At 75.4% G+C, this 25,830-nt stretch carries 24 protein-coding genes; 6 read left to right on the top strand and 18 right to left on the bottom strand.

Annotated features, from left to right (window positions below; translation table 11 throughout):
• Positions 1 to 40: 40 nt before the first annotated feature.
• From FB454_RS00835 to FB454_RS00760, 15 genes are all read right to left on the bottom strand, one after another.
• Positions 41 to 961 carry a carbohydrate-binding protein gene (locus FB454_RS00835; protein WP_013286687.1) on the bottom strand — a complete coding sequence of 307 codons (921 nt, stop codon included), beginning with the start codon at positions 959 to 961 and terminating at the stop codon, positions 41 to 43.
• A complete protein-coding gene (locus FB454_RS00830; protein WP_030268633.1) occupies positions 958 to 1,635 on the bottom strand; it encodes a phage tail protein in 678 nt (225 codons plus the stop codon). The genes FB454_RS00835 and FB454_RS00830 overlap by 4 nt, the downstream gene beginning before the upstream one ends.
• The gene (locus FB454_RS00825; protein WP_013286685.1) at positions 1,616 to 4,240 is read right to left on the bottom strand and encodes a putative baseplate assembly protein; all 2,625 of its coding nucleotides are present in this window, start codon (positions 4,238 to 4,240) and stop codon (positions 1,616 to 1,618) included. Before FB454_RS00825 ends, FB454_RS00830 begins: the two co-directional genes overlap by 20 nt.
• Complete coding sequence (locus tag FB454_RS00820) at positions 4,237 to 4,686, bottom strand: GPW/gp25 family protein (RefSeq protein ID WP_013286684.1); 450 nt, start codon at positions 4,684 to 4,686, stop codon at positions 4,237 to 4,239. Before FB454_RS00820 ends, FB454_RS00825 begins: the two co-directional genes overlap by 4 nt.
• Entirely contained in the window at positions 4,683 to 5,021 is a 339-nt protein-coding gene (locus FB454_RS00815) for a hypothetical protein (RefSeq protein WP_013286683.1), read from the bottom strand. The genes FB454_RS00820 and FB454_RS00815 overlap by 4 nt, the downstream gene beginning before the upstream one ends.
• On the bottom strand, positions 5,021 to 6,592 hold the full coding sequence (locus tag FB454_RS00810; RefSeq protein ID WP_013286682.1) for a phage baseplate assembly protein V: 1,572 nt from the start codon (positions 6,590 to 6,592) through the stop codon (positions 5,021 to 5,023). Before FB454_RS00810 ends, FB454_RS00815 begins: the two co-directional genes overlap by 1 nt.
• Positions 6,589 to 7,347, bottom strand: coding sequence for a CIS tube protein (locus FB454_RS00805; protein WP_013286681.1), 759 nt, complete (start codon positions 7,345 to 7,347; stop codon positions 6,589 to 6,591). Before FB454_RS00805 ends, FB454_RS00810 begins: the two co-directional genes overlap by 4 nt.
• Positions 7,348 to 8,877: 1,530 nt before the next feature.
• A complete protein-coding gene (locus FB454_RS00795; RefSeq protein WP_013286679.1) occupies positions 8,878 to 9,360 on the bottom strand; it encodes a phage tail protein in 483 nt (160 codons plus the stop codon).
• A gap of 1 nt (position 9,361) precedes the next feature.
• Positions 9,362 to 10,618 carry a phage tail sheath family protein gene (locus FB454_RS00790; protein ID WP_013286678.1) on the bottom strand — a complete coding sequence of 419 codons (1,257 nt, stop codon included), beginning with the start codon at positions 10,616 to 10,618 and terminating at the stop codon, positions 9,362 to 9,364.
• Between the two features lie 17 nt (positions 10,619 to 10,635).
• Entirely contained in the window at positions 10,636 to 11,316 is a 681-nt protein-coding gene (locus FB454_RS00785; protein WP_013286677.1) for a carboxypeptidase-like regulatory domain-containing protein, read from the bottom strand.
• Positions 11,313 to 11,921, bottom strand: coding sequence for a glycine zipper family protein (locus tag FB454_RS00780; RefSeq protein WP_013286676.1), 609 nt, complete (start codon positions 11,919 to 11,921; stop codon positions 11,313 to 11,315). Before FB454_RS00780 ends, FB454_RS00785 begins: the two co-directional genes overlap by 4 nt.
• Before the next feature lie 14 nt (positions 11,922 to 11,935).
• Positions 11,936 to 12,280: a hypothetical protein gene (locus FB454_RS00775; RefSeq protein ID WP_013286675.1), complete on the bottom strand. Its 345-nt coding sequence runs from the start codon at positions 12,278 to 12,280 to the stop codon at positions 11,936 to 11,938.
• A 137-nt stretch (positions 12,281 to 12,417) separates the two neighbouring features.
• A complete protein-coding gene (locus FB454_RS00770) occupies positions 12,418 to 13,281 on the bottom strand; it encodes an LppM family (lipo)protein (protein WP_244879614.1) in 864 nt (287 codons plus the stop codon).
• Between the two features lie 179 nt (positions 13,282 to 13,460).
• Complete coding sequence (locus FB454_RS00765) at positions 13,461 to 13,934, bottom strand: nitroreductase/quinone reductase family protein (protein WP_013286673.1); 474 nt, start codon at positions 13,932 to 13,934, stop codon at positions 13,461 to 13,463.
• Between the two features lie 29 nt (positions 13,935 to 13,963).
• Positions 13,964 to 14,953, bottom strand: coding sequence for a LacI family DNA-binding transcriptional regulator (locus FB454_RS00760; RefSeq protein ID WP_013286672.1), 990 nt, complete (start codon positions 14,951 to 14,953; stop codon positions 13,964 to 13,966).
• 117 nt (positions 14,954 to 15,070) lie between these two features.
• On the opposite strand from FB454_RS00760, the gene FB454_RS00755 reads away from it, so the two are divergent.
• Both FB454_RS00755 and FB454_RS00750 read left to right on the top strand, forming a co-directional pair.
• Positions 15,071 to 16,330, top strand: a complete 1,260-nt coding sequence (locus tag FB454_RS00755) for an MFS transporter (RefSeq protein ID WP_013286671.1) — start codon at positions 15,071 to 15,073, stop codon at positions 16,328 to 16,330.
• An 87-nt stretch (positions 16,331 to 16,417) separates the two neighbouring features.
• Positions 16,418 to 16,750 (top strand): hypothetical protein, encoded by a 333-nt coding sequence (locus FB454_RS00750; protein WP_013286670.1) that lies wholly within the window; start codon positions 16,418 to 16,420, stop codon positions 16,748 to 16,750.
• 17 nt (positions 16,751 to 16,767) lie between these two features.
• Here FB454_RS00750 and FB454_RS00745 read toward each other — a convergent pair whose 3' ends face one another.
• Both FB454_RS00745 and FB454_RS00740 read right to left on the bottom strand, forming a co-directional pair.
• Positions 16,768 to 17,130 (bottom strand): fluoride efflux transporter FluC, encoded by a 363-nt coding sequence (locus FB454_RS00745; RefSeq protein WP_013286669.1) that lies wholly within the window; start codon positions 17,128 to 17,130, stop codon positions 16,768 to 16,770.
• A complete protein-coding gene (locus FB454_RS00740; protein ID WP_013286668.1) occupies positions 17,127 to 17,597 on the bottom strand; it encodes a FluC/FEX family fluoride channel in 471 nt (156 codons plus the stop codon). The genes FB454_RS00745 and FB454_RS00740 overlap by 4 nt, the downstream gene beginning before the upstream one ends.
• A gap of 224 nt (positions 17,598 to 17,821) precedes the next feature.
• Between FB454_RS00740 and paaK the strand changes: the two genes are divergently transcribed.
• Positions 17,822 to 19,129 carry a phenylacetate--CoA ligase PaaK gene (gene paaK / locus FB454_RS00735; protein WP_013286667.1) on the top strand — a complete coding sequence of 436 codons (1,308 nt, stop codon included), beginning with the start codon at positions 17,822 to 17,824 and terminating at the stop codon, positions 19,127 to 19,129.
• Between the two features lies 1 nt (position 19,130).
• Positions 19,131 to 19,538, top strand: coding sequence for a hydroxyphenylacetyl-CoA thioesterase PaaI (paaI, locus tag FB454_RS00730; protein ID WP_013286666.1), 408 nt, complete (start codon positions 19,131 to 19,133; stop codon positions 19,536 to 19,538).
• An 87-nt stretch (positions 19,539 to 19,625) separates the two neighbouring features.
• Here paaI and FB454_RS00725 read toward each other — a convergent pair whose 3' ends face one another.
• A complete protein-coding gene (locus FB454_RS00725; protein WP_013286665.1) occupies positions 19,626 to 21,761 on the bottom strand; it encodes an adenylate/guanylate cyclase domain-containing protein in 2,136 nt (711 codons plus the stop codon).
• A gap of 189 nt (positions 21,762 to 21,950) precedes the next feature.
• Between FB454_RS00725 and FB454_RS00720 the strand changes: the two genes are divergently transcribed.
• Together FB454_RS00720 and FB454_RS00715 are read left to right on the top strand one after the other, a co-directional pair.
• Positions 21,951 to 24,890 carry a helix-turn-helix transcriptional regulator gene (locus tag FB454_RS00720; protein WP_145822306.1) on the top strand — a complete coding sequence of 980 codons (2,940 nt, stop codon included), beginning with the start codon at positions 21,951 to 21,953 and terminating at the stop codon, positions 24,888 to 24,890.
• A 115-nt stretch (positions 24,891 to 25,005) separates the two neighbouring features.
• Positions 25,006 to 25,776, top strand: a complete 771-nt coding sequence (locus tag FB454_RS00715; RefSeq protein ID WP_013286663.1) for a DUF5995 family protein — start codon at positions 25,006 to 25,008, stop codon at positions 25,774 to 25,776.
• Positions 25,777 to 25,830: the final 54 nt, after the last annotated feature.

The following is a 25,830-nucleotide window of genomic DNA, read 5'->3' as shown; positions in this document are numbered from 1 at the left end:
CGCGACTGCGGGGCTCGCAACACCGGCTCACTCCTCGCGCTCACGGCCGGACGACGGGCGTGAAGCGGATCTCGTCCACCCCGGCGAAGTACCTGTCGGTGCCCTGCGTCTTGCTCACCGCCACGAGCGTCAGCTTGTGCGGACCGCGGGTCAGCTCCACGGTGCCCACGTCCACCTCGTCGGTGCGGACCACAGTCGGGCTGAACCCGAAGAACGTGTCGCCGACCTGCCGGCCGTCGACCAGCCAGATCGTGTTCGCGTAGTCGAACGAGGTGGTGCGCACGGTGGAGAACCGCCAGGTGCCGTCGGACGGCACGTCCACCTGCACTGTCACCCGGTCGCCCACGCCCCGGCCCAGGAAGAACAGTTGCGCGTCGCCGGACCACACCACGTCGCAGCAGTTCTCCTGCGCCACCACCTCCGCCTTCGCGCCGGTGGTGGACTGCACCGCCGCGCCGGAGACGAGCGTCTCCGCCTCCACCGTCACCGCGTCGGCGCGCGGCGGAGCCGGGGTGTCCGGGCCGCGGGTCACCAGCCAGGCCACCACCCCGGCCACGACCAGCACCAGCGCCGCGGCCGCGGCGATCCACGGCCACGGCGCGCGCTTCGGGGGTACGACGGCACGCACGTCGTACGTGACCCGGCCGCTGGATCGGGAACTCTCCTCCGGTGCGGTGTTGGCCGAGTACGCGAACCCGGTCATGTCGTAGCGCCGGGGCGGCGTGCCGGGCGGCACGGCGAGCCGGACCAGGAACGACACCGAGCCCTGCCCCGGCACCACCCGCTGGGGCTCGGCCACCGTGAACCAGGCCCGCTGGCTGCCCTCGCCGGGCGCCACGTCGAAGACGACGGTGTCCGGCGCGGTACCCGGGTTGGACACGGTGAACGTCAGCTCGCCGGCGTTGCGGGCGTCCAGCGTGAACTGTTCGGCGGCGGCGACGACTGTCCATTCGGTGGTCATGACGGCTCCTCGGGCGGATCGTGGGGCAGGGGTGCTGGTACGTGCGCCCGGCCGACCGCGCGCACCGCAGCGACCCCGGCGGCGGGCTCGGCGGTGTCCGGCTCGGGCGGTCCGGAGTCGGGGGGCGGGCTCGGGGTGGCCGGGACCGGATCGGCCGGTTCCGCGTCGACCGGGGAGGCGAGCACCTCGACGGTGACCGCGGCCGGTTTCTCCGCCTCGACGATGCGGGTGACCAGCGCGAGCCGGTCGGCGGCGGCCGGCGGCACCCGCACCACGAGGTGGAACGGCCGTTCGGGCGGCTCGTCCAGCACGAACCCGGTCACGCCGGTGGCCAGTTCCAGCGCGGTCCGCATGCCGTACGGGGTGCCGCGCCACCGGGCCAGCAGCGCGCCGTGCGCCACCAGGTCCCGCAACCGGCCTGCCGGCAACGGCAGCGGCGCGTCGGCGCGGGGTGCGGCGACCACGTGATCCATCGCCACCCAGCGGGTCAGGTACGCGACGAACCCGTCCGGCGTCCGGTACGGGTCGAACAGCGCGTCGACGTCGGCGAGCACCGCCTCGTCCGGGGCGTGCAGCGCCTCCATCACGTCCAGCAGCGCACCCAGCACGCTGCCCGGGCCGGCGGCCCGCTGGTACGCGGCCGGCAGCAGCCGCTCAATCGCCGCTCGGCGCATCCTGCCGCACCACCTCGATGTCGTGCTCGCCGGAGCAGAGCAGCCAGGTGCCGGGGACGGTGACCACGTCGGCGGTGGCCTGGTTGGCGCTCGCCGTCCAGTCCTCGCCGTCGCCGCTGCGGAACACGCCGCGCTCGCCGCCCGCGAGCACCAGCCGTCCGGCGCCTGACGTGCCGGTGGGCGCGGTGGCGGCGATGGCGTCGACCGGGACGAACCGGGTCCGGTCCCGCAGCGGCAGGCCGCAGTTGACCATCACCGGCGACCACTGCGGCTGCCCGGCGAGCGTGTCGAGCCGGACCACGCCGCCGCTCTGCGTCGCGGCGAGCGCGAGCGGGCCGCTGAACGCCAGATCCCGGCAGGTGCCGCCGATCCAGCCGGACGCCATCGACTGCCACTTCACGTCCGACTCGAACAGCCGGGTCCGGTGGCAGCCCTGGCCGGGCTTCTTCGGGTCCGGCTCGCCCGCGCCGCACCACAGCAGCGTGGCCGGGCCGTCGTACTGCACGGCGAGCACCCGGTTGTCCACGTTGGCGAGGCCGACGTGGGCGAACGTGCCGGGGCGTCCGGCCGCCGTGGACAGGTAGACCCCGAATCCGGCCTGCGCGGCCACCGCCACCCCGGGTGCGCCGCGCTCGGAGACGAACGCGCGTACCGCGTAGAAGCCCCGGTCCGCGTCGGCCGGGTCGACCAGGATCTGCAACGGCACCGCGCCGGGTAGCAGCGGCACCTCGTACAGGCCGCTGTCGGTGGCCAGCAGCAGCGCGCCCGTGCCGTCCCGGTCGATCCAGGCCAGGTCGCGGACGCCGGAGTCGAGGTCGGTCAGCAGCGTCCACGTCTCACCCAGGTCGGTGCTCAGCCGGACCCGGGAGCCACCGGCGTCGCGGGTGGTCACCACCGCCACCGAACCGGCCCGGGGGACCACGCCGGGGCGTACCGGGGCGGGCGCGGGCACCACCCGGACCACCGTCTCGTCGTCGAACCGGCCGGCCGGTTCCCAGCCCGCGCCGGCGTTGGTGGAGCGGAACAGCACCGGGCCGCCGCCGGCGTACCAGGTGTCGGCCTGGTACTGGTCCACCGCCACCGTGCGCACCTGCGCGTCCGGCGCCTCGTCGACCACGAACCGCACCGACTCGACGTAGCGCACGCCCGGCTCGGCGTGCTCCAGCATCCGGTAGACGTTGGAGGCGCGCAGCGGCTCGCCGAACGCCCAGCCGGCCGGGTTCAGCGGCGTGGGCAGCGGGCTGAGCGTCTGGTGCAGCCGGTCGTGGATGCGGCGGCGCACCGCGTCCACGTCCTCCTCGCGGCGCACCACCACCCGCGCCTGGATGGACACCGCCTTGTACCGGGCCCAGCCCGCCCGCACCGCCGTACCGAGGGCGCGGCGGCGTTCCAGGTCGGCCTCGACCCGGCGGCGGGCCTCCTCCACCTCGTGCTCGCGCAGCACCGCCACCGGCAGCCGTCCGCCGGGCCGGGCCGCCTCCGGCACGTACGGCACCAGCACCACCTCGACCTCGCCGGGCCGGGCGAAGCTGTAGACGGCGGCCCGTGTGAACGCCCGCGCCCGCGCCACCGCCCCGGAACCGGTGGCGAGGATCTCGAAGTCCCGGGCGGTCACCGCGCGCTGCTGGGCGAAGAACTCGTACGGCCCGCGCGCCAGCACCGACTCCAGCGACTCCAGGTCCCGGCCGCCGGTGGCCGGCTCCGGGTTGTCCACCTTCACCCCGGGCAGCGGGTCGCGCAGGCTGGTGAGCACGCCCGCCGCCACGTTCCCGGCGGGCCCGCCGCCGCAGCGGTACCAGAGCCGCACCTGCCGCCCGGCCGGTGGCACCGCCGCCACAGTGGTCGCCCCGGCCGCCCCCTCGACGGCCGGAGCGGCTCCGGTGTCCGGGCGCAGGTCCAGCGCCGGGGCGAACGTGACCACCCCGGAGGCCCGGTCCACCAGGTAGACCTTCGCCTGCGGCCCGACACCGGCGAAGCTGTCCACCGGCCGCCAGATCTCGTACGTGCGCCCCTCGTGCTCCCGGGCCGCGGCGCCCAGCTCCACCGAGCCCGCCGGCACCTCCACGCCGAGCAGCAGATCGAGCGCCTCGGTGGTGCGGGTCAGCGGTGCGCGGGCGGCCCGGAACACCTGACCGGGCTGCCCGGTGCCGGTGCCCAGCAGCTCCGCCTCGACCGGTTCGCAGTGGTGCACGCGTACCGTCGTGGTGGTCTCCCCGGCGGGCAGCACCGCCGGCTCGGTGGTCACGAAGACGACCGGCCGGGGGTCGGCGCCGCGCGCCGCGGCGACCCGGGTGCCGGCCGGCACCCGCACCGGGCCGCGGTCCGGGCCGGTGCGGGTCAGGCGCACGTCGGCCCAGGCCGCCGCCGGTGGGTGCCGGGTGACGCCGAGCAGGTTCAGGAACGCGACGTACGCCTTCTCCGGCAACTGGTTCAGCCGGTAGATCATCACCTCGGTCAGGTAGGCGAACGCCTCCAGCAACGCCATCCCGGGGTCGTGCGCGGACAGGTCCGTCCAGTCCGGGCAGGACCGGGCGATGCGTTCCCGCGCCTCGGTGACCAGGTCGAGGAAGGCGCGGTCGTCCAGGTGCGGCACCGGCAGCGTCATGACGTGCCCTCCTCGTCGGGGGTGTCGCCGGGTTCCTCGTCGGCGGGGAGCAGGTCGACGGAGAACACCAGGTGGCCGGGGGAGAGGCTGGCCCGGACCCGGTAGTCCAGCCGGATCACCAGGCGCCACGGGTCGTCCGGGTCGGGACCGGCGTCCACGTCCAGCACCTCGACCCGGGGCTCCCAGCGCCGGATCGCCTGCCGCACGTAGTGGATCGCCAGCCCGGCGGTGGTGTCGTCGTTCGGCGCGAAGACCAGCCGGTGCAGCCGCGACCCGTACCCGGGACGCATCAGCCGTTCCCCGGGCGTGGTGGACAGCAGCAGGTACAGCGCCTGGCGTACCGTCTCGTCGCCGTCGGTCATGGCGAGCCCGCCGGCGGCGGTCAGCGCGAGACCACCGGCGCGGCCCGCGTCGAAGCCGGCGCCGACGAAGCGGAAGGCCCTCACGCGTCCGCCCCCAGGAAGCCCTGCCGCACGTCGCGGACCTGGTGGTGCACGGTGCCCGGCGGGGTGCCGTCGGTGAGGCCGTCGAGGTGTGACAGCACCACCGGCTGCCGGTCCACCCGCACCCACGTGCTGTAACCCACTGTCACGGTCAGCGTGTGCAGGCACGGTTTGATCGTCGGGCCGTAGTTCGGGCAGGCGGTGATGTCGCGCCCCTCCGGGTCGGGCCGCACCAGCACCGGCACGCCCCGGACCGTGACCCAGTCCTGCGACGGGCGGTTCTTCACCCGCCCGTCGTGTCCACAGGTGATCAGCGAGTCGCGGTGGATCCAGCGCATCAGCCACCTCCGGCGGAACGGGCGAGCGTACGGGCCTGCGCGGCGGCGGTCTCGGCGTCCTCGGCCGCCGGGGCGTGCAGGAAGTCGACTGTGCGGCCGCGCACTACGACGGCCCGGCCGGGCGCGGACAGCACCAGGTCACCGGCCGCGTGCACGGTGGTCAGCTCGGGACGCAGCTCGACGAAGCTGCCCGCGTCGGTGGCCAGCCGAAGCGTCCGCCCGTCGTCGTCGATCACGATGGACTGCCCGGTGCCGGTCCGCATCGACCAGCGGCGCGAGCGCCCGGAGACGATCCCCGCGTCGTACGGCTCGACCGCGCCGAACATTGAACCGAGTACCACGCCTGAGGCAGGTTCGCCGCCGGGCAGCGCCACCAGCACGGTGTCGTCCGGGTCGGGCAGCGCGACGATCCCCTTGCCCCGGCCCGCGCCCGGGCACAGCACCGCGAGCCAGCCGGCGTCCAGATCGCCGTACGCCGGGAGCATCACCCGGGCCCGGCCCAGCCCGTCCGGGTCGTCGATGTCGGTGACGGTGCCGAGCGTGACTGTCGCCGCCGGGGGCGCGGCCGACGGCGGCGGGCCGGGCGGCACCGTGGAGAACCGGGTCCGGTGCCCGTCGGCGTTCACCGTGTGTACCACCTCGGTGAGCACGTACACCCCGGCCAGCGGGTCCGGGACGCCGGCGAGGGCGATCCGGCGGCCGGGCCGCAGCGCCGGGTCACCCTCCGCGGTGCCCTCGGCGGTGACCAGCGCCGCCACCCGGGTGTCCAGTCCGGCCTGGGCCAGCGCGGCCAGCTCGTCGTCGCTGCGGCCGGGCTGGTCGACGGCGGTGCGTACGCCGTCGGCGCCGACGTCGCCCGGGTCCGGGCGCAGCGGGATGCGCCGCCCGCTGCGCGCCTCGTCCGCCCGCTGGCTCAGCGGCTCGGCGCGCTGCGGATGCCAGCCGAGGACGGCGCACTCCGCGCCCGCCCGGTCCAGGTTCTCGGTGACCCGCAGCGCGTGCACCGTCTCGCCGAGCGTCAACGGCAGCGGCTCCCCGTACCCGTCCAGCGTGAACAGCCGCAACCGGTCACCGTCGGCGCCCAGGTGCAGCCCGGCCCGGCCGGCCACCTCGCACAGCAGGTCCAGGTCGGTGTGCCGGTGCTGGAGCAGCCGGTCCAGGCGCGGCCCGTCCTCATCGGCCGCCACGCTCAACCCGAGCCCGGCGCACAGCTCACCGGCCAGCTCGGCGGCGGTCACCGACTCGAACACCCGCAGCTCCTGCCGCTTGCGCAGCCGGTGCAGCGGGTCGTACGCCCGGATCCGGGCCAGCGCGACGCCGTCACCCGCGTACTCCCGCTCGACTGCCGTCACCTCGCCGGTGAACAGCGCCTCCGCCTGGCCGTCGAGGCGGACGTCGACTGTGGCGCCGGGGCGTACCGGCGGGTCGAGCGGGCCCGCCCCGGGGGCGGCGGTGAGCGTCAGCTCGCACTGCGCGGGCCGGTCCAGCCGGGCGGCGACGCGGATGCCGCGCAGCCGGGCCGGGTCGGCCAGCGGCCGGCCGTCGAGTGTGACCAGGGCGGCCCGGCTCACGGGGTGCCTCCCGTGGTGACGGCATCCGGCGGGGCGGTGGCGGCACCGACCGGGGGGACGGCGAGCGCGGTGCCCGCGGGCACTGTGAGCGGGTCGGTGATCCGGTTGTGCTCGGCGAGCAGCCGCCAGCGCAGCGGCGAGCCCAGCGCGTCGTGGGCGAGCAGGTCGAAGCGCACCCCGGACCAGCCCGGCTCGGCCGCGCCGTCGGCGGCGGCCACCACCGCCGACCCGGGCGCGACAGCGGGTGTGCTCGCCGCGGCCAGCTCCTCCTCGAACCCGGCGCGCGCCGCCTCCGCGCCCTCCGCGACCCGGACCAGCTTCAACCGCAGCCAGGACCGCCGGGGCGTACCGGTGAGGGTGAACGCGTCGAAGCGTTCCGCGATCGCCGTGATCACGCCCGGGACGTTCCAGGTCTTGCCCCAGACCAATCGGACCAGCGGCGGGCGCAGCCAGCCGTGCTCGACCGCCGAGTTCTCGGCGAGCATCCACAGCGGCCGGGTCAGCGCACGGACGTCCTCGGGCCGGGCCGGCGACTCCACGAAGTCGACGTCGAAGAGCAGGTCCAGCACCAGCTCGGTACGCCCGCCGCCGGTGAAGACGAGCGGGTCGTCGGCCAGCCCGGCGCCGGTGAGCGGCCCGTCCGGTCCGCCGCGCGGGCGTACCCCGGCCAGCCGGGTCACCTGCACGGTCTCCGGGTTGAGCAGGCAGTCGACCCGGGTACCTGACTCGTCCACGAGGAAGGCGACGCGCTCCATCAGTCACCCGCCTGTTCCCGGTCCAGCCGGGCCGTGTCACCCCACGGGGTCCGTGTCGGAAGCCATACCGGTTCGGCCGGGAGCACCGGCCACGGATCCGCGTATGCTCCGCCGTCGGCCGCCCGGGCCGCGCCGGCCGGGTTCGTCGTCCGGGCCGGGCCGGCGTCGTCCGGCAGGACCGGCCACGGGCTGCCGGACGGGGGCCGCGCGGGTCGCTGCAACTGTCGCGCCCGGAACTCGCCGCCGGGAGCCGGGTCGTGCCCATCCGGGTACGGCGAGCCGGCGGCCCGTCCCGGGTGGTCGGCGACGGATCCGTCCCCGGTCCCGCCGCGACAGTTCGCCGGCCCGGTTCGACCGCCCCTGGTGTGTGCGGCCGGTCCATGCGGCAACGACGGTGGCGCAGCCGCGAAGACGAGCGGGAGCACGTCTCCTCGATCGGGCGACAGGTCCGCCCCGGCGGCGTCATCCCGGTGCCGTGCCCGGCCCCGGCGGATCTGTGCGAGGTTCCGGAGCGCATCCACCCGGCCCGCGCCGAGGCTGGGCCACCGCTCAGGGGTCGACGGCGAGGCCGAGTCGACGGACGTGACGCGGCCCGGCGACCCGATGGCGTCACGGCTGCCGTCCGGGTCTGCGCTGGTGCGCGCGCTGGTCCTTGCCTCTGCCGTCCGTCCGGTGCCGGCGGTCCCTGTGGTCTCGGTGGCTGTGGCTGTGTCTGTGGCTGTGGCACCGGTGCCTGCGGCCGGTGTGCCGCGGATGCCTGATGTGCCGAGGGCGTCCCGCGACCCGGAGCCGTCGGCGATGCACGCCGATCTCGCCGGACCCGGCGAACCGGCCGGACCGTTTGACGTCACGCACCCGCACGGCGGAGGGCCCTCACGTGACCCGGCGTCGTCCGGCCGCACCGCGTCACCCGAGCGGCATCGGGCGTCCACCATCGCCGGAGCGGTCTCCGACCCCGCCGCGCCCTCCCCACCACCTGCCCGCGTGACCGCCGCTCCCGGCCGCGGCAGCGCCGCACCGCGTGGCTCAGGCTTCTCAACTCCCGAGATCCCCGTCCCACCTTCCAGGAGCTGCGGAAGATCTTGGTAGGAAGCGGCCCCAATGGGGGCACTTTCGTACCAAGATCTCGACGGCGAACCGGGATCGGCCTCGTGGCGGGAGCGCGTCCGGGAACGGGATGTGCCGAAGCGGTCGGCCAACAACGCCGTCCAGCCTCGCCACAACCGCACCACTGCGTGCCGGGCCGTCCGGCTCCGCCGCACCGGCGTCTGGTCCGGGCCGGCGTTCGCGGACGGGTCGGTGAGAGGTCCGTGCTCGACGGGGGGCGGGGGGAGGTCGCGCAGGAGGCCCGGAGCGTGCGCCTCCACCAGCCGTCGCCAGTGCTCGGGCGGCTGTCCGGGCGGGCGCGGCACGTCGCCCGGCGAGCCCGGCGAGCCCAGGGAGCCCGGCGAGTCCGCACGGTCCGGTGAACCCGGTGAAGCCGGTCCGGACAGGCGGTCGGCGGTGGCCCGCAGCGCGCGGGCCAGCCGGTCACGCGGTCGCCGGGGCGGCGGCACCGCCGGCCTCCAGCTCCAGGCCCTCGTACGCCAGGGTCAGCGCCTCGATGGCGATCTCCTGCGACAGCGTGTTCAGGTGCGCGCCCCGCCACCGGGTCGGCCACGCGTTGATCATGTTCCAGCGCAGCACCTCGGCGGTGCCGGCCGGGTCCAGCAGCACCACCGACACGTTGCGCCGGTTGACTGTGCCCTTCGCCGCCGCGTTCACCCAGTCCCACAGCTCGCGCGAGCTGGTCAGGCCGAAGTGGAGGGTGACCGGGGCGTACTCGACCTGTCCCGGCACGGCCCGGATGCGCTCGTTGCCCGCCTCCCGGTACGACAGCGCCGGAATCGCCACCTCGAAGCCGCTGACCTCGGTGAAGTGCCCGTTGGTGATGCCGTTGATCAGCAGCTTGAAGTGGTACGCCCGGTACGGGTCGACGGGTGCTCCCGGCTGCGGCGTCGCAGTGGTGGGCATGTCAGCCTCCGATCGTCTCGGTCTCGGTGCCGCCGGCCCACTGGCTCAGCTTGAACACCACGAACTCCGCGGGCTTGACCACAGCGATGCCGATGTGGGCCACCACCATCCCGGCGTCGCGGACGTCGGCGGGGTTGGTCTCCTCGTCGCACTTGACGAAGAACGCCTCCTCGGGCGTACGGCCGAGCAGCGCGCCGTCGCGCCACACCCGGGTGAGGAACGCCCCGATGTCGCGGCGGATCGAGCGCCACAGCGTGAAGTCGTTCGGCTCGAACACCATCCACCGGGTGCCGTTGGCGATGGCCTGTTCGATGGAGATGGACAGCCGCCGCACGTTCAGGTAGCGCCACTCGCTGGCTTCGGCGGCGAGCGTACGGGCGCCCCACAGCCGGATGCCCTCCCCGGCGAAGAAGCGGATCACGTTGACGCCCTTGGGGTTGAGCACGTCGTGCTCGGGCCGGGTCACCCGGTACGCGAGGTCGACCGCGCCGCGTACCGGCTCGTTGGCGGGCGCCTTGTGCACGCCGCGCAGCGCGTCGGTGCGGGCCCAGATGCCGGCGACGTGCCCGCTCGGCGGGGTGAGCACGAGGTCGCCGCTGAGCGGGTCGCGGACCCGGATCCACGGGAAGTAGAAGGTGGCGAAGTCCGACTGCCGGGGCCGGTCGCCGCCGGTGCCGGGCGGTTCGCCGTCGCCGTCGCCCGGCGTACCCTCGGCGGGTTTGTCGGACGACGCGGCCGAGCCGGCCGACGCGGGCTTGGGCGGCTTGCCCGGCGTGCCGACGCGGGTGAGCCGGGAGACGTCGGTGACCTCCGGCGGCGGGTCGCAGATCGCGACCATGGTGCGCAGCCGCTCGGCCATGCTGATCAGGGCCTCGTGCGACACCGGGTCGTGGTAGCCGGGCGCGGCCAGGATGGAGATCTCGTCGATGGCCTCCAGCAGTTCCAGGCCGCCGCGCCGCCCGCCGGTGCCGGTGAGCCGGCCGCCCTCGCCGACGTTGACGACCCAGCAGCGGGTGCCGCCGTTGTCCAGGAAGCCGAACACGGCGCGGGCCAGCGGGGTGCTCTCCAGCTGCTCGCCGTCGGCGTAGAGCCGCAGGAACTCGGTCCAGCTGTTCACCGCCAGCGCCTCGCCGACGTGGGCGCCGCGGTCGGGCGCGACCCCGACGAACGCGGCGGTGCTCATGCCGACCGGCCCGATCGGGCGGGCCCCGCTGGGCACCTCCTCGACGTAGATGCCGGGGGAGAAGTAGGTGGGCATCGGTCCTCCTCGGGACGTCAGTCGGGGGCGCGGACGACGATCAGGCCGTCGCCGGCCGGGTCGAGCTCGGCGGCGTGGACGCGCCCCGCGCCGGTGAGCCGGATCCGCACCGGGGCGTCCGGCGCGTCGGGGTCGTGCGGCACGCCGGCCAGCCGGAACCGGCCGGCGGCGTCGGTCTCGGTGGCCTGGGCGGCGCCCACCAGCTCCACCCGGACGGCTGCGAGCGGCTGGTCCTGCGGACCGACCACCCGCCCGTGCAGCGTGCGCATGCCGAGTTGCCGCAGCCGCAGCGGCTGCCGTACCGGCGGCGCGACCGGGACCGGCCGTTCCACCCGGGCCGGCGCGTCCAGCAGCAGCGCGGGCCGGGGCGCCACGCCCAGCGCCCGCCACAGCGCCGGGTCGCCGGCGGCCAGGACCAGCTCCGGCCGGCCCGCCGTGGTGGCGGCGGCGAGCACCCGGTCCAGCGCGGGCAGCGCCGCCGGCCCGCCGCCGGAGACCAGCAGGCGGACCACGAACCGGTACGGCTCGCGCGTCGCGCCGCCGGTCGCGGTCTGCCGGGCCGGCCGCAGCTCCAGCGGCCAGACCGTGAGACCGCCGTCGGGGTCGTCGCGCGGCGGACCGACCGGTACGGGTTCGCCCGCGGCCCCGGCCAGCCAGCTCGCGACGTCCGCGACGGCCGCCTCGATCGCGCCGGTCATCGCGGTGGCGTCCCCTGGATGCGGTACGCGATGGCCTCGTTCCACACGTGCGGGTAGACGCCGATCTCGAAGTAGCGGGTGAACCGGTTGATCGGCGCGTTGGTGTGGTCGTGCCAGAGCAGCCACACCGGTGCGATGGTGAACAGCACGTAGTTGAGCGCCACCAGCGGCAGGTAGAACGGGCCGAGCAGCCGGGCCTGGAACACGTGCACGTCCTCGTGCCGCTGGATGCCCGGGCTGGACCCGGCGCAGACGGTGCCGATCGTGGTGGCGTACCGGGGGGAGACGCCCTCGACGACGTTGACCCGTCCGCTGCCGGCCGAGACGACCCGGTCGAGCTGGTGACCGAAGACCAGGTGCAGCGCCAGGTAGAGCGCCCCGGCGAACGTGTTGAGCAGGCTCCACGTGTGGTCGATCACGAAGAGGAAGATCCCCTTCGGGTCGGCGCCGTACGTGCCGGCCGAGGCGGACGCCCAGCCGAACGGCGCGCCGACGAGCAGGCCGACGACCGCGCCGACGAGCAGGCCGACGGTGCCGGCGGCGAGCTGCCCGAGCAGGGCGCCGAAGACGACCTGGACGGCCGCGCTGAGGATGCCGAAGATCATGGGGGTCACCTCTCTCAGACCCAGGAGCGGACGAAGCGGGGCTCCTGCCCCTGGGCGAGCTGGGTGGGCGACGCCTGCGTCGCCTGCCGGTTGCCAGGGGGAAGCTGGTTGACGCCGAGCGCGGCCGAGAAGATCACCAGGCCGTTGAAGAACGCGATGATCCACTTCTCCGGGCCGGCGTCGTCGGCGAACGCGGCGGTCAGGTAGGACAGCAGGAGCGCGACGCCCAGCGCGATCCACTTGCGCGCCTTGTCGCCGCTCGGTCCGATCAGCCCGCCGATGACGTTCGTGGCGAGCAGGGTGGCGGCGCTGGCGCCGGTGAGGCTGCCCAGGGCGGCCCAGGTGAAGAGATCGTTCACGGCGATCCCCCTTTTCCGATGGTGCGGTGGTGCGGTCGGGGTGGAGTGGTGCGGCGGTTCCCGGGTTCGCTGAACCCGGGTTCCGCCCGGTGTGCTGATGGGCCGCCGGCGCGGGCGCCGTCGGTGGTCGGTGGGTCTCAGGCCGGCGGACCGGCGGGTGGCGCCGGTGCGGCCGGGGTGCCGGGCGCGGCCGGTCCCGTGGTGGCCGCGGGTGCCGGTCCGGCGGGCGCTCCCGGGCCGGTGGGGGCGCCCGGACCGGTGGTGGCCGTCGTGGCCGGGGCGCCGCGGGAGCCCCGGCGCCGCAGCAGGAGCACGACCACCACGGCGACGACCAGCAGCAGGACGACCGCGCCGGCGACGACCGGCAGCCAGGGGAAGGAGCCGTCACCGGTCACCACTGCTGCCGGGCTGGTGGCGGGCGGCGGGGGCGCCTGGGCGATGGCGCGCAACTCGGCCGGCTTGGGCTGGTTGGCGACCACCTTCCAGCTGACCGAGCGTCCGGTGATCGTGCCGTTGGTGTCGAGCACCCGGCCGGGGAACGTCACCGAGATCTCGAACTCCATCAAGGTCATGAACGCCTGTTGCTGGCGCGGATCCTGCTGCCCGAACTTGCCGCCGTATTTCTTGGGGTCCAGCGGAAGCGAGAAGCGAATGAGATCATCGTCCCGGACAAGATTCACGCTTTCGCTCGTGAATTGCGCCAGCGGCGTTTTCCGGTACGTGATCTGAATGCCGTACGAGGTGGCGTCCTCGTACCGGGTCTCCGCTCCGGGTGGAAGTGAGGGAATGTTCGGCCGCAGTTCGGCGAACGCCACCGCCGGGTCCGGGTTCCGCTGCTTGAGCACGGACTTCGGCGCGGTGAGCAGGAGCTGACCGGAGACGGTGTCGTCGTCGTTCACGGTCAGCCCGAGGTTGAGCTGCATGCAGCCGCTCAATATCGCCACGAGGGCGAGACACACCGCGAGGCCGAATGCCCGGCTGCGGCGGAGTCTCGTATTCATGCGCTCAGTGTGAGCCGGTCCCGGTCGCCGGGCAGTCCGTGATCGGTCGCCGTTCTGTCGCCGATCTTACCGGCTCCCTCTCCCGTTCGGACGACCTCGAAAACGCGAGCGATCGATATTCTGAAGGATTGTCGCGACGCCGTTCCGCCGTGTTCCCCGGTGACGACCCCGGCGGCGGGTCACCGCGCCGAGGGCTCCGCCGCCACGACCCGGAACACCGGGATGCCCGCGGCGGCCCCTGCGAACTCGGCGAGCGGGGCGTGCCGGTCCACCGGCACGTGCGCCCGTGCGCCCGGGGCGAGCGCCAGGTGACGGCGCAGGATCGGTGGCCGCTGCGCCACCGGCACCTCGACCAGCCGCACCGGCTCGCGGCGGCGGCGACGCAGCACCACCCGCCCACCCGCGGCGCGCACGTTCGCCACCCAGTTGGCCCGCTCGCCCAGCATCGACACGACGTAACGCTCGCCGTCGTGGTCGGCGACGACGATCGGCACCGAGACGGTCCGGCCGGTGCGACGGCCCGGCACCTCCATGGTCACCCAGTGCCGCGGGGCGAGGCCGGCGCCGTACTGCCAGGCCGACAGCGCGTTCATCATCCGGGCCAGCCGGTTCGGCCGGCCGCCCCGGTACATCCACGTCATGACTCCGCCCATCGGACCCCTCCTTCCTCCGTGACCGGCGCTCAGGCGCTCTCCCGGGTGACCAGCGTCGACGGGAACGCGGTGCTCGGGGCGACCGGCGCGCGCGTCAGCACGGCCGTGGCCGCAGCGGCAGCGATCCGGTCGACCGGGTGGGTCGCGGTGGTCAGCGGCGGGCTGCTGATCGCCGCGTACGGCAGGTCGTCGAACCCGGCCACCGCCACGTCGTGCGGCACCCGCACACCGCGCCCGCGCAGCGCGGCGATCACGCCGAACGCGGTGGCGTCGCTGGCCGCGTAGACCGCGTCGGCGTCCGGCCACCGGCGCAGCGCCTCCAGCGCCGCCCGGCCGCCCCGTGCCGTGGTGAAGTCGCCGGTGACCAGCCGCTCCGGCGACCCCGACTCCCGCATCAGCTCCCGGTACGTGGTGACCGAACGCTCGGCGCAGCTCAGCCAGCGCGGCCCGGTGACCATGACGATGCGGCGCCGGCCGGTGGCGTACAGATGACGCAGCACCTCGCCCGCGCCACCGGCGTTGTCGACGTCGAACGACGGCACCGTCGCCGAGCCCTGGCCGATCGAGGCGACGCGGCCGCGCAGCCTCGGCGGCACCGCGTCCAGCGCCGCCTGGGTCGTGTTGACCAGGATCACCCCGCAGACGCCCCGGTCGGTGCCGAGCCGGGTCAGCCCCGACGGGTCGGCCAGCGGCAGCCACTCCAGGGCCACGCCGACGCCGTGCGGCGCGCACACCCGCGACGCCGCGCTCACCACCCGGTGCACGTACGGGTCGTCCAGCACCGTGTCGTCGCGGCCCACCACCGCCACCACCAGGCGTACGCCTGCTCCGCGCACCAGCGCCCGGGCCGCGAGGTCCGGCACGTAGTCGAGGCGCTCGGCGGCGGCCCGCACCCGGGCGCGGGCGTCCGTCGAGGTGAACCCGTAGCCGCCGAGCACCCGGGAGGCGGTGGCCCGGGACACCCCGGCGTCGCGGGCCACGTCGTCGAGCGTGGCGGGGCGTGTGGTCGGCGTTCCCATGTCCGCATCATGCCTGCTCGGGCGTGGATGAGCTAAGCCATAACGGCGCTTGTGGTGGTAGCGCTCTCAGGTGTGCGATTGTCGTCGGGACCAGCCGGGGGAAGGGACTACCGCACCGTGAGCAGCACCATCGACGCGCCGGCCGGGAAGCGGCCACCGGCGCCCCGGGCGGTGCTGACCGCCCGCAACGGCGTCGCCGTCGTCTTCGCCCTCAACGGGCTCGCGGTGGCGAGCTGGTTCTCCCGGGTTCCGGCGGCCCGCGAGGCGCTCGACCTCAGCCCGAGCCGGCTCGGACTGCTGCTGCTCTGCGTGTCGGCGGGTTCGCTGCTGGCCATGCCGACCGCCGGCCTGGTCGCCCAGCGGCTCGGGCCCGCGCGCACGGTGGCCGTATCGGTGGTGCTCGTCACGCTCGGCCTGACCGGGGCCGGTCTCGCCGCCAGCCTGGCCGGATCGGTCGTCGGGGTCGGGTTCGGGCTCGCCGCGTTCGGCTTCGGCTCCGGCCTGTGCGACGTGGCGATGAACGTCGAGGGCGCCGCGGTGGAGAAGCGCCTCGGCCGCACGATCCTTCCCCGCTTCCACGCCGCCTGGAGCCTCGGCTCGGTGGCCGGGGCCGGGCTGGGCGCCGGCGCCGCCCGGCTGGACGTACCCGTCGGGGTGCACCTGCCGGTCCTGTCCGTGCTGGTCCTGGTCGGCACGCTGCTCGGCGCCCGGGCGTTCCTCGCCGCACCTGCCGAGGCGGCCGGCGACGGGCAGCCGGCGGCCCGGCGGCGGGCGCTGCTGGCCGCCTGGCGCGAGCCCCGCACGCTGCTGGTCGGGCTGTTGGTGCTGGTCATGGCGTTCACCGAGGGCAGCGCCAACGACTGGCTCGCGGTGGCGTTCGTGGACGGGTACGGGGTCGACGAGGCCGTCGGCGCCGCCGTGTTCGGCGTGTTCGTGGTGGGCATGACGCTCGGCCGCACCGTCGGCACCGTCGCCATCGACAGGTGGGGGCGGGTGCCGGTGCTGTACGCGACCATCGCGACGGCGTCCGCCGGCGCGGCGCTCGCCGTGCTGGCCGGGTCCGGCCCGCTCGCCGTGGTCGGCGTCGCGCTGTGGGGACTCGGCGCCTCGCTCGGCTTCCCGGTCGGGATGAGCGCCGCCGCCGACGACGAGGACAAGGCCCCGGCCCGGGTGAGCGTGGTGGCGGTGATCGGTTACACCGCCTTCCTGGCCGGGCCGCCGCTGCTCGGCTTCCTCGGCGACCACTTCGGGGTGCTGTCCGCGCTCGGCGTGGTGCCGCTGCTCCTGCTGCCCACGCTCGCGCTGGTGCCGGTGCTGCGGGAGCGTCCCGCCGCGCCGGACGCGCAGGCCGGTGCCCCGGCGGCGAAGGTCGGCTGAGCCGGTCCAGCCGACTCCCACCGCGCTCCCAGCCGCCTGCCAGGCGGGCGTGCTGCACTGGAGCGAACGCGAGGAGAGGAGGCGGGCATGGGCTGGTTCAGCCGCCGGGCCGCCGACCCGACGACGCCCACGAAGCTCGACCGCGAGGCGACCAAGGAGGACCTGGCGCAGCTGGAGGCGTTCGTCACCAGCCGGCGCGGGGTCGAGTTCTACCTGGAACCGGAGACCACGGCCACCGACACCACAGTCGTCGCCATCGCGGACGACGGCGAGTGGATCCGCCGCCGTACCGGCTCGCCCCGCGTCGCCGGCCGGATCGCCCAGAAGCACGCGGTGCCGCTGTACGAGGCGGCCCGCACCGGCTACCCGGAGCGGATGCGGGCGTGGAACCGGGCCCACCCGGAGCGCCGGGCCCGCTGACCGGCTGACCGGCGCGGTCAGCCGCTCAGCGCGGTGACGAGGACGTAGCCGAGGAACGCCGCGCCGAGGCCCGCGACCACGCTGAGCGCCACATTCGCGTACGCGAGGTGGCGCTTCCCGGTGCGGGCCAGGCGCAGCGTCTCGTAGCTGAGCGTGGACCAGGTGGTCAGCGCGCCGCAGAAGCCGGTGCCGGCCAGCGCTGTCACGCCCGGTCCGACGGGCGCCGCGAGCAGGCCGCCGAGCAGCAGCGACCCGGCCACGTTGACGGTCAGCGTGCCCCACGGGAACGGTGAGCCGTGCCGGGCCTGCACCGCCCGGTCGGTCAGGTAGCGCAGCGGCGCGCCGATAGCGGCGCCGAGCGCGATCAGCAGGACTGTCACCGTCGGCTCCCGTCGCGGGCGGCCAGCAGCCGGGCGGTCACGGTGTCCCCGGTGGCGACCGCCGCCAGCGCGCCGAGCACAGTCGCGGCCAGGTAGACGCCCGCCGTACCGGCCGCGCCGTCGGTCAGCAGCCGCTGCGCGTCGACCGCGTACGCGGAGAACGTGGTGAACCCGCCGAGTACGCCGACGCCGAGGAACGGCCGGGTCAGCGGGTGGGCCGGGCGGGCGGCGAGCACCGCCATCAGCACGCCGATGAGCAGGCACCCGACCACGTTGACGGAGAACGTGGCCCACGGGAACTCGCCGGGCTGGTGCGGCACCGCCGCCTGGGCGCCCGCCCGTGCGAGCGCGCCGGACACGCCACCGGCGGCGATCACGCCGAGTACGACTGCCGGGTGCGCGGACAGTTCCGTCCGGTCCGCCGGTACGCGCAGATCGACGTCCGGGTCGACGCGGGGATCGGACACAACACCTCCCACCAGCACCCGCGAGCATAACCCTGCCCCCGCGCTCGGCCCTCGGCTCTCCGCGATCTTGCAGGTTCCGCCCCGGCGGACCGGACATTCGCGGCATCCGAGGGGCGGCAAGTGCAAGATCGCGGGGGAGAGAGCGGGGGAGGGGGAGGCGGGCGTACGGTGGGCGGCAGCGCCCGGCGCGCGGCGTCCGGGGCCCGTCGTGCCAGGAGGTCACCGTGGAGGAGCGCACGCCCCGTCCGGACGAGCTGGATCCCGTCGAGCGGATCGGTGTCGACGAGCTGCGCGCGCTGCAACTGGACCGGCTGCGGCACTCGCTGCGGCACGCGTACGACAACGTGCCCCACTACCGGCGCGCGTTCGACGCCCTCGGCGCCCACCCCGGCGACCTGCGTGAGCTGGCCGACCTGGCCCGCTTCCCGTTCACCGCGAAGGCGGAGCTGCGCGAGAACTACCCGTTCGGCATGTTCGCGGTGCCCCGCGAGCGTGTCGCCCGGCTGCACGCCTCCTCCGGCACCACCGGCCGTCCCACAGTGGTCGGCTACACCCGCGCCGACCTGGACACCTGGGCGAAGCTCATGGCCCGCTCGATCCGGGCTGCCGGGGGCCGCCGCGGCGACCGGGTGCACGTCGCGTACGGCTACGGGCTGTTCACCGGCGGTCTCGGCGCGCACTACGGCGCCGAGGAACTGGGCTGCACCGTCGTCCCGGTGTCCGGCGGCATGACCGAGCGCCAGGTCATGCTGATCCGCGACCTGGAGCCGGAGGTCATCATGGTGACCCCCAGCTACATGCTCGCCATCGTGGACGAGATGGAACGTCAGGGCGTCGACCCGCGCGCCACCTCGCTGCGTGTCGGTGTCTTCGGCGCCGAGCCGTGGACCGAGGACATGCGCCGCGAGCTGGAGCAGCGCCTGGACATGCACGCGCTCGACATCTACGGCCTGTCCGAGGTGATGGGCCCGGGTGTGGCGGTCGAGTGCGTGGAGACCAAGGACGGCCTGCACCTGTGGGAGGACCACTTCTATCCGGAGATCATCGACCCGGTCAGCGGGGAGGTGCTGCCCGACGGGGAGCGGGGTGAGCTGGTGCTGACCTCGCTGACCAAGGAGGCCATGCCGGTGGTCCGCTACCGCACCCGCGACCTGACCCGGCTGCTGCCCGGCACCGCCCGTCCGATGCGGCGGATCGAGAAGATCACCGGGCGTACCGACGACATGATGATCGTCCGGGGAGTGAACGTCTTCCCGACCCAGATCGAGGAGCTGATCCTGCGTACCCCGGCCCTGTCGCCGCACTTCCAGTGCGTGCTCGACCGGCGGGGCCGGCTCGACACGCTCACCGTGCACGTGGAGCGACGCGCGGGCGCCGCCGCCGACGAGGCCGAGCGGGCCGGCGCGACGCTGGTCGAGCAGGTCAAGAACACCATCGGGGTGTCAGTGGCGGTACGGGTCATCGAGCCGGACGGGGTGGAACGCTCGATGGGCAAGATGCGCCGCATCGTCGACCAGCGGCGGGAGTCCTGAGATGAGCGGTGACGGCGGCCGTACCGCGGCGCACGACATGTTCGACGCCGACGTGGCGTCCAAGGGGCTCGGCATCGAACTCGTCTCGGCCGGCGACGGCGCGGCGGTCGCTCGGATGCGGGTCACCCCGTCGATGCTCAACGGGCACGCGATCGGGCACGGCGGCTTCGTGTTCCTGCTCGCCGACACCGCGTTCGCGCTGGCGTGCAACAGCCACGGCCCGGCCACGGTGGCGGCCGGCGGCGAGATCAGCTTCCTGCGCCCGGTACGCGAGGGCGACCTGCTGGAGGCGTACGCCACCGAGCGGGTCCGGCACGGCCGCAGCGGGATCTACGACGTGAGCGTGCGACGCGGGGACGAGGTGGTGGCCGAGTTCCGGGGCCGCAGCCGCACCATCGCCCGCGACTGATCGCCGGCCCGCCGGCCCGCGCCCGCACACCTGCGTGCCGGGTGACGTCCGGGCCGGAGTGGCCCCGTGCCCGCTCCGACCCGGACGTCATGCGGCCAGCCCGAGCGCCTGCCCGCCGGACCCGGTTCTTCGCCGGTTCCGGCCCACCCGCCCGGGCGGACCGGTCCGCCGCTCCTGCCGTGCCGGGACCGCTGGTGACGGATCGGTCCGCTGACCGGGCCACGCCGTGACCGCGGACGCCGGGCCGTTCCACCACCGGGACCACTCCGCGGCATCCGCGACGGTCCCCGTCGCGCCGCCCGTCGCCGGTCCGGCGCGCACCGGCTGCCCCGGCCGTGCGGGCACCGCCCGGAGCGCGCCGGACCGGCCCGGCTGCCCGGGCACCGGACACAGCGCGTCGGACCCGTCCGGCCGGTCCGGCGGGACGGGCGCCGGTCGGGCCCCTCCACCCGACCGGCGCGACCGTCCCGCCCCGAGCGGGCAGACCTCCCGCTCGCCGGCGCCCCGGGACGGGACGCCGGTTCCCGCTGCCGGCACACGGCCGGCAGCGGTGTCCTTCGCGGCGCGCAGGCGGCGGGCGAAGTCCGCGCGTACCGCACGGGACAGCCGCATCGCGGCCACCCGCGCCACCAGCGCGTCAACCGCCCAGCCGTCCGTCGTGACCCGGCGGATCAGCCCAGCGGCGGCCAGGGCCCGCAGCACCGGCTCGGCCCGGCCGGCGGGCCAGCCGAGCATCGCCTCCACCGAGGCGGCCACGACCGGGCCACTCCGGGCGGCGCCGGCCAGCAGCACCGCCCGGTGCGTACCGTCGAGCCGGTCCAGCCGGGCGTCCACCAGGCGGCGCGCGGCGGCCGGTACGCCACCCGGCTCGCCGGCCGGGTCCGCGGACGCGTACGCGGTCGCGACCGCCGGACTGCCGCCGACCAGCGCGACCAGCCGCGCGGCGAGCGCGGCCGGCCGCCCGGCCCGGTCGAGCAGGTGCCGCAGCAGGCGCCCGGTGTCCAGCGGGCCCAGCGGCTCCACCGGGATCCGCCGCGCCGGGGTGGGCAGCGGGTCGGCCGAGCCGGAGCCGCACGTGGTGACCACCGCCAGGGGAAGTCCCCGCTCACCCGCGGCCACGTGGAGCTGGTGCAGGAACCGGCGCAGCGCCGGGGCGGCCCGGTCCAGGTCGTCCACCGCGACCACCACCGGTGCGTCGGCGGCCAGGCCGAGCAGCGCCTCGCGGCAGGCGACCACGGCGCGGGCCGCCACCGTGTCGTCGTCCGGCGCGGCGAGGAACGCCGCGAGCGCGCCGCTGCCCGGGCCGTCCGCGACGGGGCCGTCCGCGACCGAGCCGTCCGGCCGGGGACGGACCAGGTCGGCCAGCGGCGCCAGTTCCCCGCACGGGTACGGCGGGCAGGCCGTCACCCGCCGGCGCACCGGCACACCGTCCACGTGCGACACGGCGCGGGTCACCTCGTGCAGCAGCCGGCTGCGGCCGCTGCCCGGCGGCCCGACCAGCGAGATCCACCGGGGACGGCGCTCGCGCAGTGCCCGGGTCACCTCGTCGGCCGCGCCGGCCAGTTCCCGGCGGCGGCCCACCAGCGGGACGCGGTGCCGGGCCGGTCTGCTCCCGGCCGCCCCGGTCACCCGCCACACATCCAGCGGCAGGGCCTTGCCGGCCAGCGTCAGGGTGGCGAGTGGACGCTGTTCGACCAGCCCCGCCACCGCGGTGCGGGTGACCGGGCAGACCACGACCCCGCCGGGCGGCGCGTGCTCCTGGAGGCGGGCCGCCGTGGTGATCACCGCGCCGCTGGCCGCGCCGTGGCCGCCGTCGTGGACCCCGGCCAGGTCCAGCAGCACCTCGCCGGTCGCCACGCCGACCCGCACGCGCAGCCGGATGCCGGCCGGTCGCCGCCGCTCCAGCGCGGCCTGGATGTCCAGCCCGGCCCGCACCGCCCGGTACGCGTCGAGACCGTCCGATCCGGACGTGCCGAACAGCGCCATCACCGCGTCGCCGACGTACTTCTCCACCACGCCCCGCCAGCGGCGCAGCACCGAGGCGACGGTGCCGAAGTAGGCGCGCTGCAACGCGCGTACGTCCTCCGGGTCGAGCCGCTCGACCAGACGGGTCGAGCCGACGATGTCGACGAAGAGGACGGTGACGGTACGTCGTTCCTCGGGCACCGGCCGGCACGCCGCGATGACGGCTTCCCGACTCCCTGCGGGCGTGGTGATCAACATCGCACCCACCCTTTCCCGATCGTGGTGCCCGACGACCTCAGCAGACTTTCACCACCGGGTTGTCGGGGGATCTGTAGGACGACGTATGTCGGGCACCCGCAACCATTAGTCGTGTAGTCGACGCGAGAGGTACGAGTCCGGCCCCGAGGCCGTAGAACGGTGCGGGGACCTGTGACTAGGCTGCGTCCCATGGCCAGCGACGTGGACACGGCACCGCTCGTCGGCCGTACCGGGACCATGGCGACGCTGCGGTCGGCGCTCTTCGACGACCTACGGCCCGGGCAGACCGGCGCGGTGTTCCTCACCGGAGAGAGCGGGGTGGGCAAGACCCGCCTGCTGACCGAGGTCGGAGAGCAACTGCGGCAGACCGGCGCCCTGGTGCTCACCGGCACCTGCCTCGACATCGGAGACGCCTCGCCGCTGCACCCGGTACGGCAGGCGCTGCGCCGGCTCGACGCCGAGCAGGCGCAGGCGCGCACCACGTCGGCGATCCGCGGGGTGTTGCAGGTCTTCGACGAGGAGACCCCCGGCCCGGACGGCGCCGGCGCGCTGCTGGAACGCGTCGCCCAGGGCCTGCACGTGGTGGCCGGCGGACGGCCGCTGGTGCTCGTCCTCGACGATCTGCAGTGGGTCGACCGCAGCACCCGGCAGCTCCTGCTCTACCTGCTGGCCGGCCTCGGCGACCTCCAGCTCTCCGTGCTGGCCGCGATCCGGGCCGAGTCGCTGCGCGGCGCGCACCCGCTGCGCCGGGTGCTCACCGAGCTGCGCCGGCTGCGCTCGGTGCGGGTGATCGACCTGCTGCCGCTGGACCGATCCGCCACCGACGAACTGGCCGCCGCCGTGGTCGGCGCGCCGCTGCCGCCCGAGGCCGCCGACCAGCTCTGGCAGCGCAGCGGCGGCAACCCGTTCGTGGTGGAGGAACTGGCCCGCGACCGGCGCGACGGCCGCGACGGCCTCTCCGACACGCTGCGCGAGGTGTTCCTCGACCGGGTCGACGCGCTGCCCCAGCCGGCGCACGCGGTGGTGCACGCGGTGGCGGTCGGCGTCGAGCCGGTCGAGCACTGGCTGCTGGCCCAGGTGGTGCGGCTGCCCGAGGAGGAACTGCTCGACGCCGTCCGCGAGGCGGTCGCACACCGCCTGCTGGTCGGCGCCGACGACGGCTACCGGCTGCGGCACCGGCTGGTCGCCGAGGTCCTGGCCCACGAACTGCTGCCAGCCGAGCGGGCCGCACTGCACCGCCGCTACGCCGAGGCGCTCACCGCCGTACCGGCCGAGCTGCACCAGGCCCGGCTGGCCCACCACTGGCGGCACGCGGGCGAGCCGGCCCGGGCGCTGCCCGCGGCGATGGCGGCCGCCCGCGAGGCGGAACGACTGCACGGGTACGCCGAGGCGCACCGCCACTGGTCCGCCGCGCTGACCCTGGCCACCGAGCCGGCCTCCGTCCCGCCCGACGGGGCACGGCCCGAGCCGGTCGAGGTGGACCGGGCCGAGCTGCTCAGCCACGCCGCCGAGGCCGCGCACCACAGCGGGGAGCACGCCCGCGCCCTGACGCTGCTGGAGGAGCTGGCCGACGACCCGTCCGGCCCGCCGGTCTGCGCGCTGCGCATCCGCCGGGCCCGCTACCTGGCCGCAGCCGGCCGGTCGGCACCCGCCGAGCAGGAGTACCGGCGGGTGCTGGACTCGCCCGACTGCACGCCGCAGGAGCGGTGCACGGCCGCCGCCCGGCTGGCCGAGCTGTTGCTGCACCTGGGCCGCTACGCCGAGGCCGGCGACCAGGCCCGGGAGGCCCTCGCGCTCGCCGCCGACGTTCCCGGCACCACCTCCGAGGTGGTGATGGCCAGCGCCGCGCTCGGGTTCAGCGAGGCGTTCCTGGAGGATCCGGCTGCCGGGCTGGCGGTGATGCGCCAGGCGCTGGAGACCGCCGAGCGGTCCGGCCGTCCGGAGGACGTGGCCTGCGCGTACCTGCACCTGGCCGAGCTGCTCACCGGGCCGCTGAACATCCTCGAGGAGGGTGTGGTGGTGGCCCGCCGGGGCGCCGACCGGGTCGCCGAGCTGGGGCTCGGCCGCACCTGGGAGACCCGGCTGCTGGCGGTGGCGACGAACGGGCTGTTCCGGGTGGGGCAGTGGGCCGAGGCGGAGAAGGTCGTCGCCGCCGCGCTGCGGCACCGCCCGTCCGGGGCCGACGCGGTCGAGCTGCTGCTGGCCCGGTGCCGGCTCTCCGTCGGGTACGGCGACGTCGAGGCGTCCGACCGCGATCTGGAGGCGGTCGCGACGGTGCTGGCCGGCGGCGGCGCCCGGCACGTGCTGCCGATGCTCATCCTGCGGGCCGGCCTGGCCATGTGGCAGGGCCGGCACGACCTGGCCCGGCAGGCGGTGCAGCGGGGCCTGACCGAGAGCCGTTCCGACGACGTGATCGTGCTGGCCACGCTGGCCTGGCACGGACTGCGCGCGGAGGCCGAGGCGGCGGCCAGCCGCACGATCGAGGTGGACCCGAACGCGGTACGCCGGCTGCGCGAGGTGGTCGACCGGGTGACCGGCAAGAGTGCCAAGGCGGGCGCACCGGTGCGCTACGTCGCGGAGGGGTTCCTCGCGCTCTGCGACGCCGAGCTGAGCCGGCTCGACGACGGCCGGGGCGACCCCGCGCTGTGGGAGCGCTCCGCGCTCGAGTGGGACCGGCGCAACCACCCCTACCCGGCCGCGTACTCCCGGTTGCGGCAGGCCGAGGCGCTGCTGGCCCGCCGCAGCCGGGTGGCCACCGCGGGCAAGCTGCTGCACCGGGCGTACGCGATGGCCCAGTCGCTCGGCGCGGTGCCGCTGACCGCGGAGATCCGTACCATCGCCTCGCGGGCCCGGGTGACCCTGGACGCCGCGCCGGATCCCGCGCCGGTGCCCCGGCAGCGGGCGGCGGCGCCCGCCGGGCCGGCGGTGGACGAGCTGGCGACGCTCACCGCGCGGGAGCGGGAGGTGCTCGCCGCGGTCGCGGAGGGGCTGACCAACCGGGAGATCGGCCAGCGGCTGTTCATCAGCGAGCGGACCATCGGCGTCCACGTCTCGCACATCTTCGACAAGCTCCAGGTCCGCACGCGCGTGCAGGCCAGCGCCATCTTCCTGCGCAACGGCGCGGAGTAGGCGTACGCCGGCAATACGTCGTTCGACGGATCCGCGGTGTGGACGGCGGCTGGCAGGCTGTCCCGCGGAACAGGGGTGGTGGCGTCGTGGGGGCGCCGGCCGTTGTGGAGGAGAGATGACCGAACCGGTCTGGGGTCCTGTGCACCAGGACATCGTCGGGCTGCTGGCCGACCACCCCGCCGACGTACCGGCGGTCGTGGACCATCTGACCAAGCTTCAGGATCTGCTGGTCCGGCTGCCGCCGCTGGAGGAGAGCTGCCCGCTCGCCGACTTCAACAAGCTCTACCTGGTCATCACCAGCACCGTGCTCGACGGCCTGTACGACGACCGGTTCTGCGACCCGGCGTTCCTGGCCCGGCTGGACGTGGAGTTCGCGGCCCGCTACTTCGAGGCGCTGCGGTTCTGGACCGACTCCAGCCCGAGCACCCCGAAGGCGTGGTCGTGCCTGTTCAAGCGGATGCGCGGCCCGGACGCCCGGCCGCTGCCGTCGGCCGCCGCGGGCGTCAACGCGCACATCAACTACGACCTGCCGTTCGCGCTGGTGACCACGTTCGACAGCCTGGAGTCCGAGCCGATCGACGGCAGCGACCAGCACCGCGACTACCTGGAGATCAACAAGATCTTCGCCGAGCGGATCCCGGAGCTGCGCCGCGGCTACCTGGACAACTGGCAACTCATGATCGACATGGTCAACGGCGACATCGACGACTGGTACCAGGGCGAACTGGTGGAGTACACCCGGAACGTGGCCTGGCGCAACGCGCAGAAGATCTGGCGCTGCCGGCACGACCCGGACGCCCGCGAGTGTGAGCGGACGCGGCTGGACGACAACGCCGCGCTGCTCGGCCGGCTGCTGCTGTCACCCCTCGGGGCGTTCCTGCAGTAGCCGGGACGGGGGGTTCCCGCGTCCCGCCGTCCGGGCGCGGGACGCGGGAACGCC

The sequence above is a fragment of the Micromonospora sp. CNZ297 genome, from assembly GCF_007827625.1.
The sequence above is the reverse complement of the archived record's forward strand: the minus strand, read 5'-3'. Positions and strand labels throughout refer to the sequence as shown.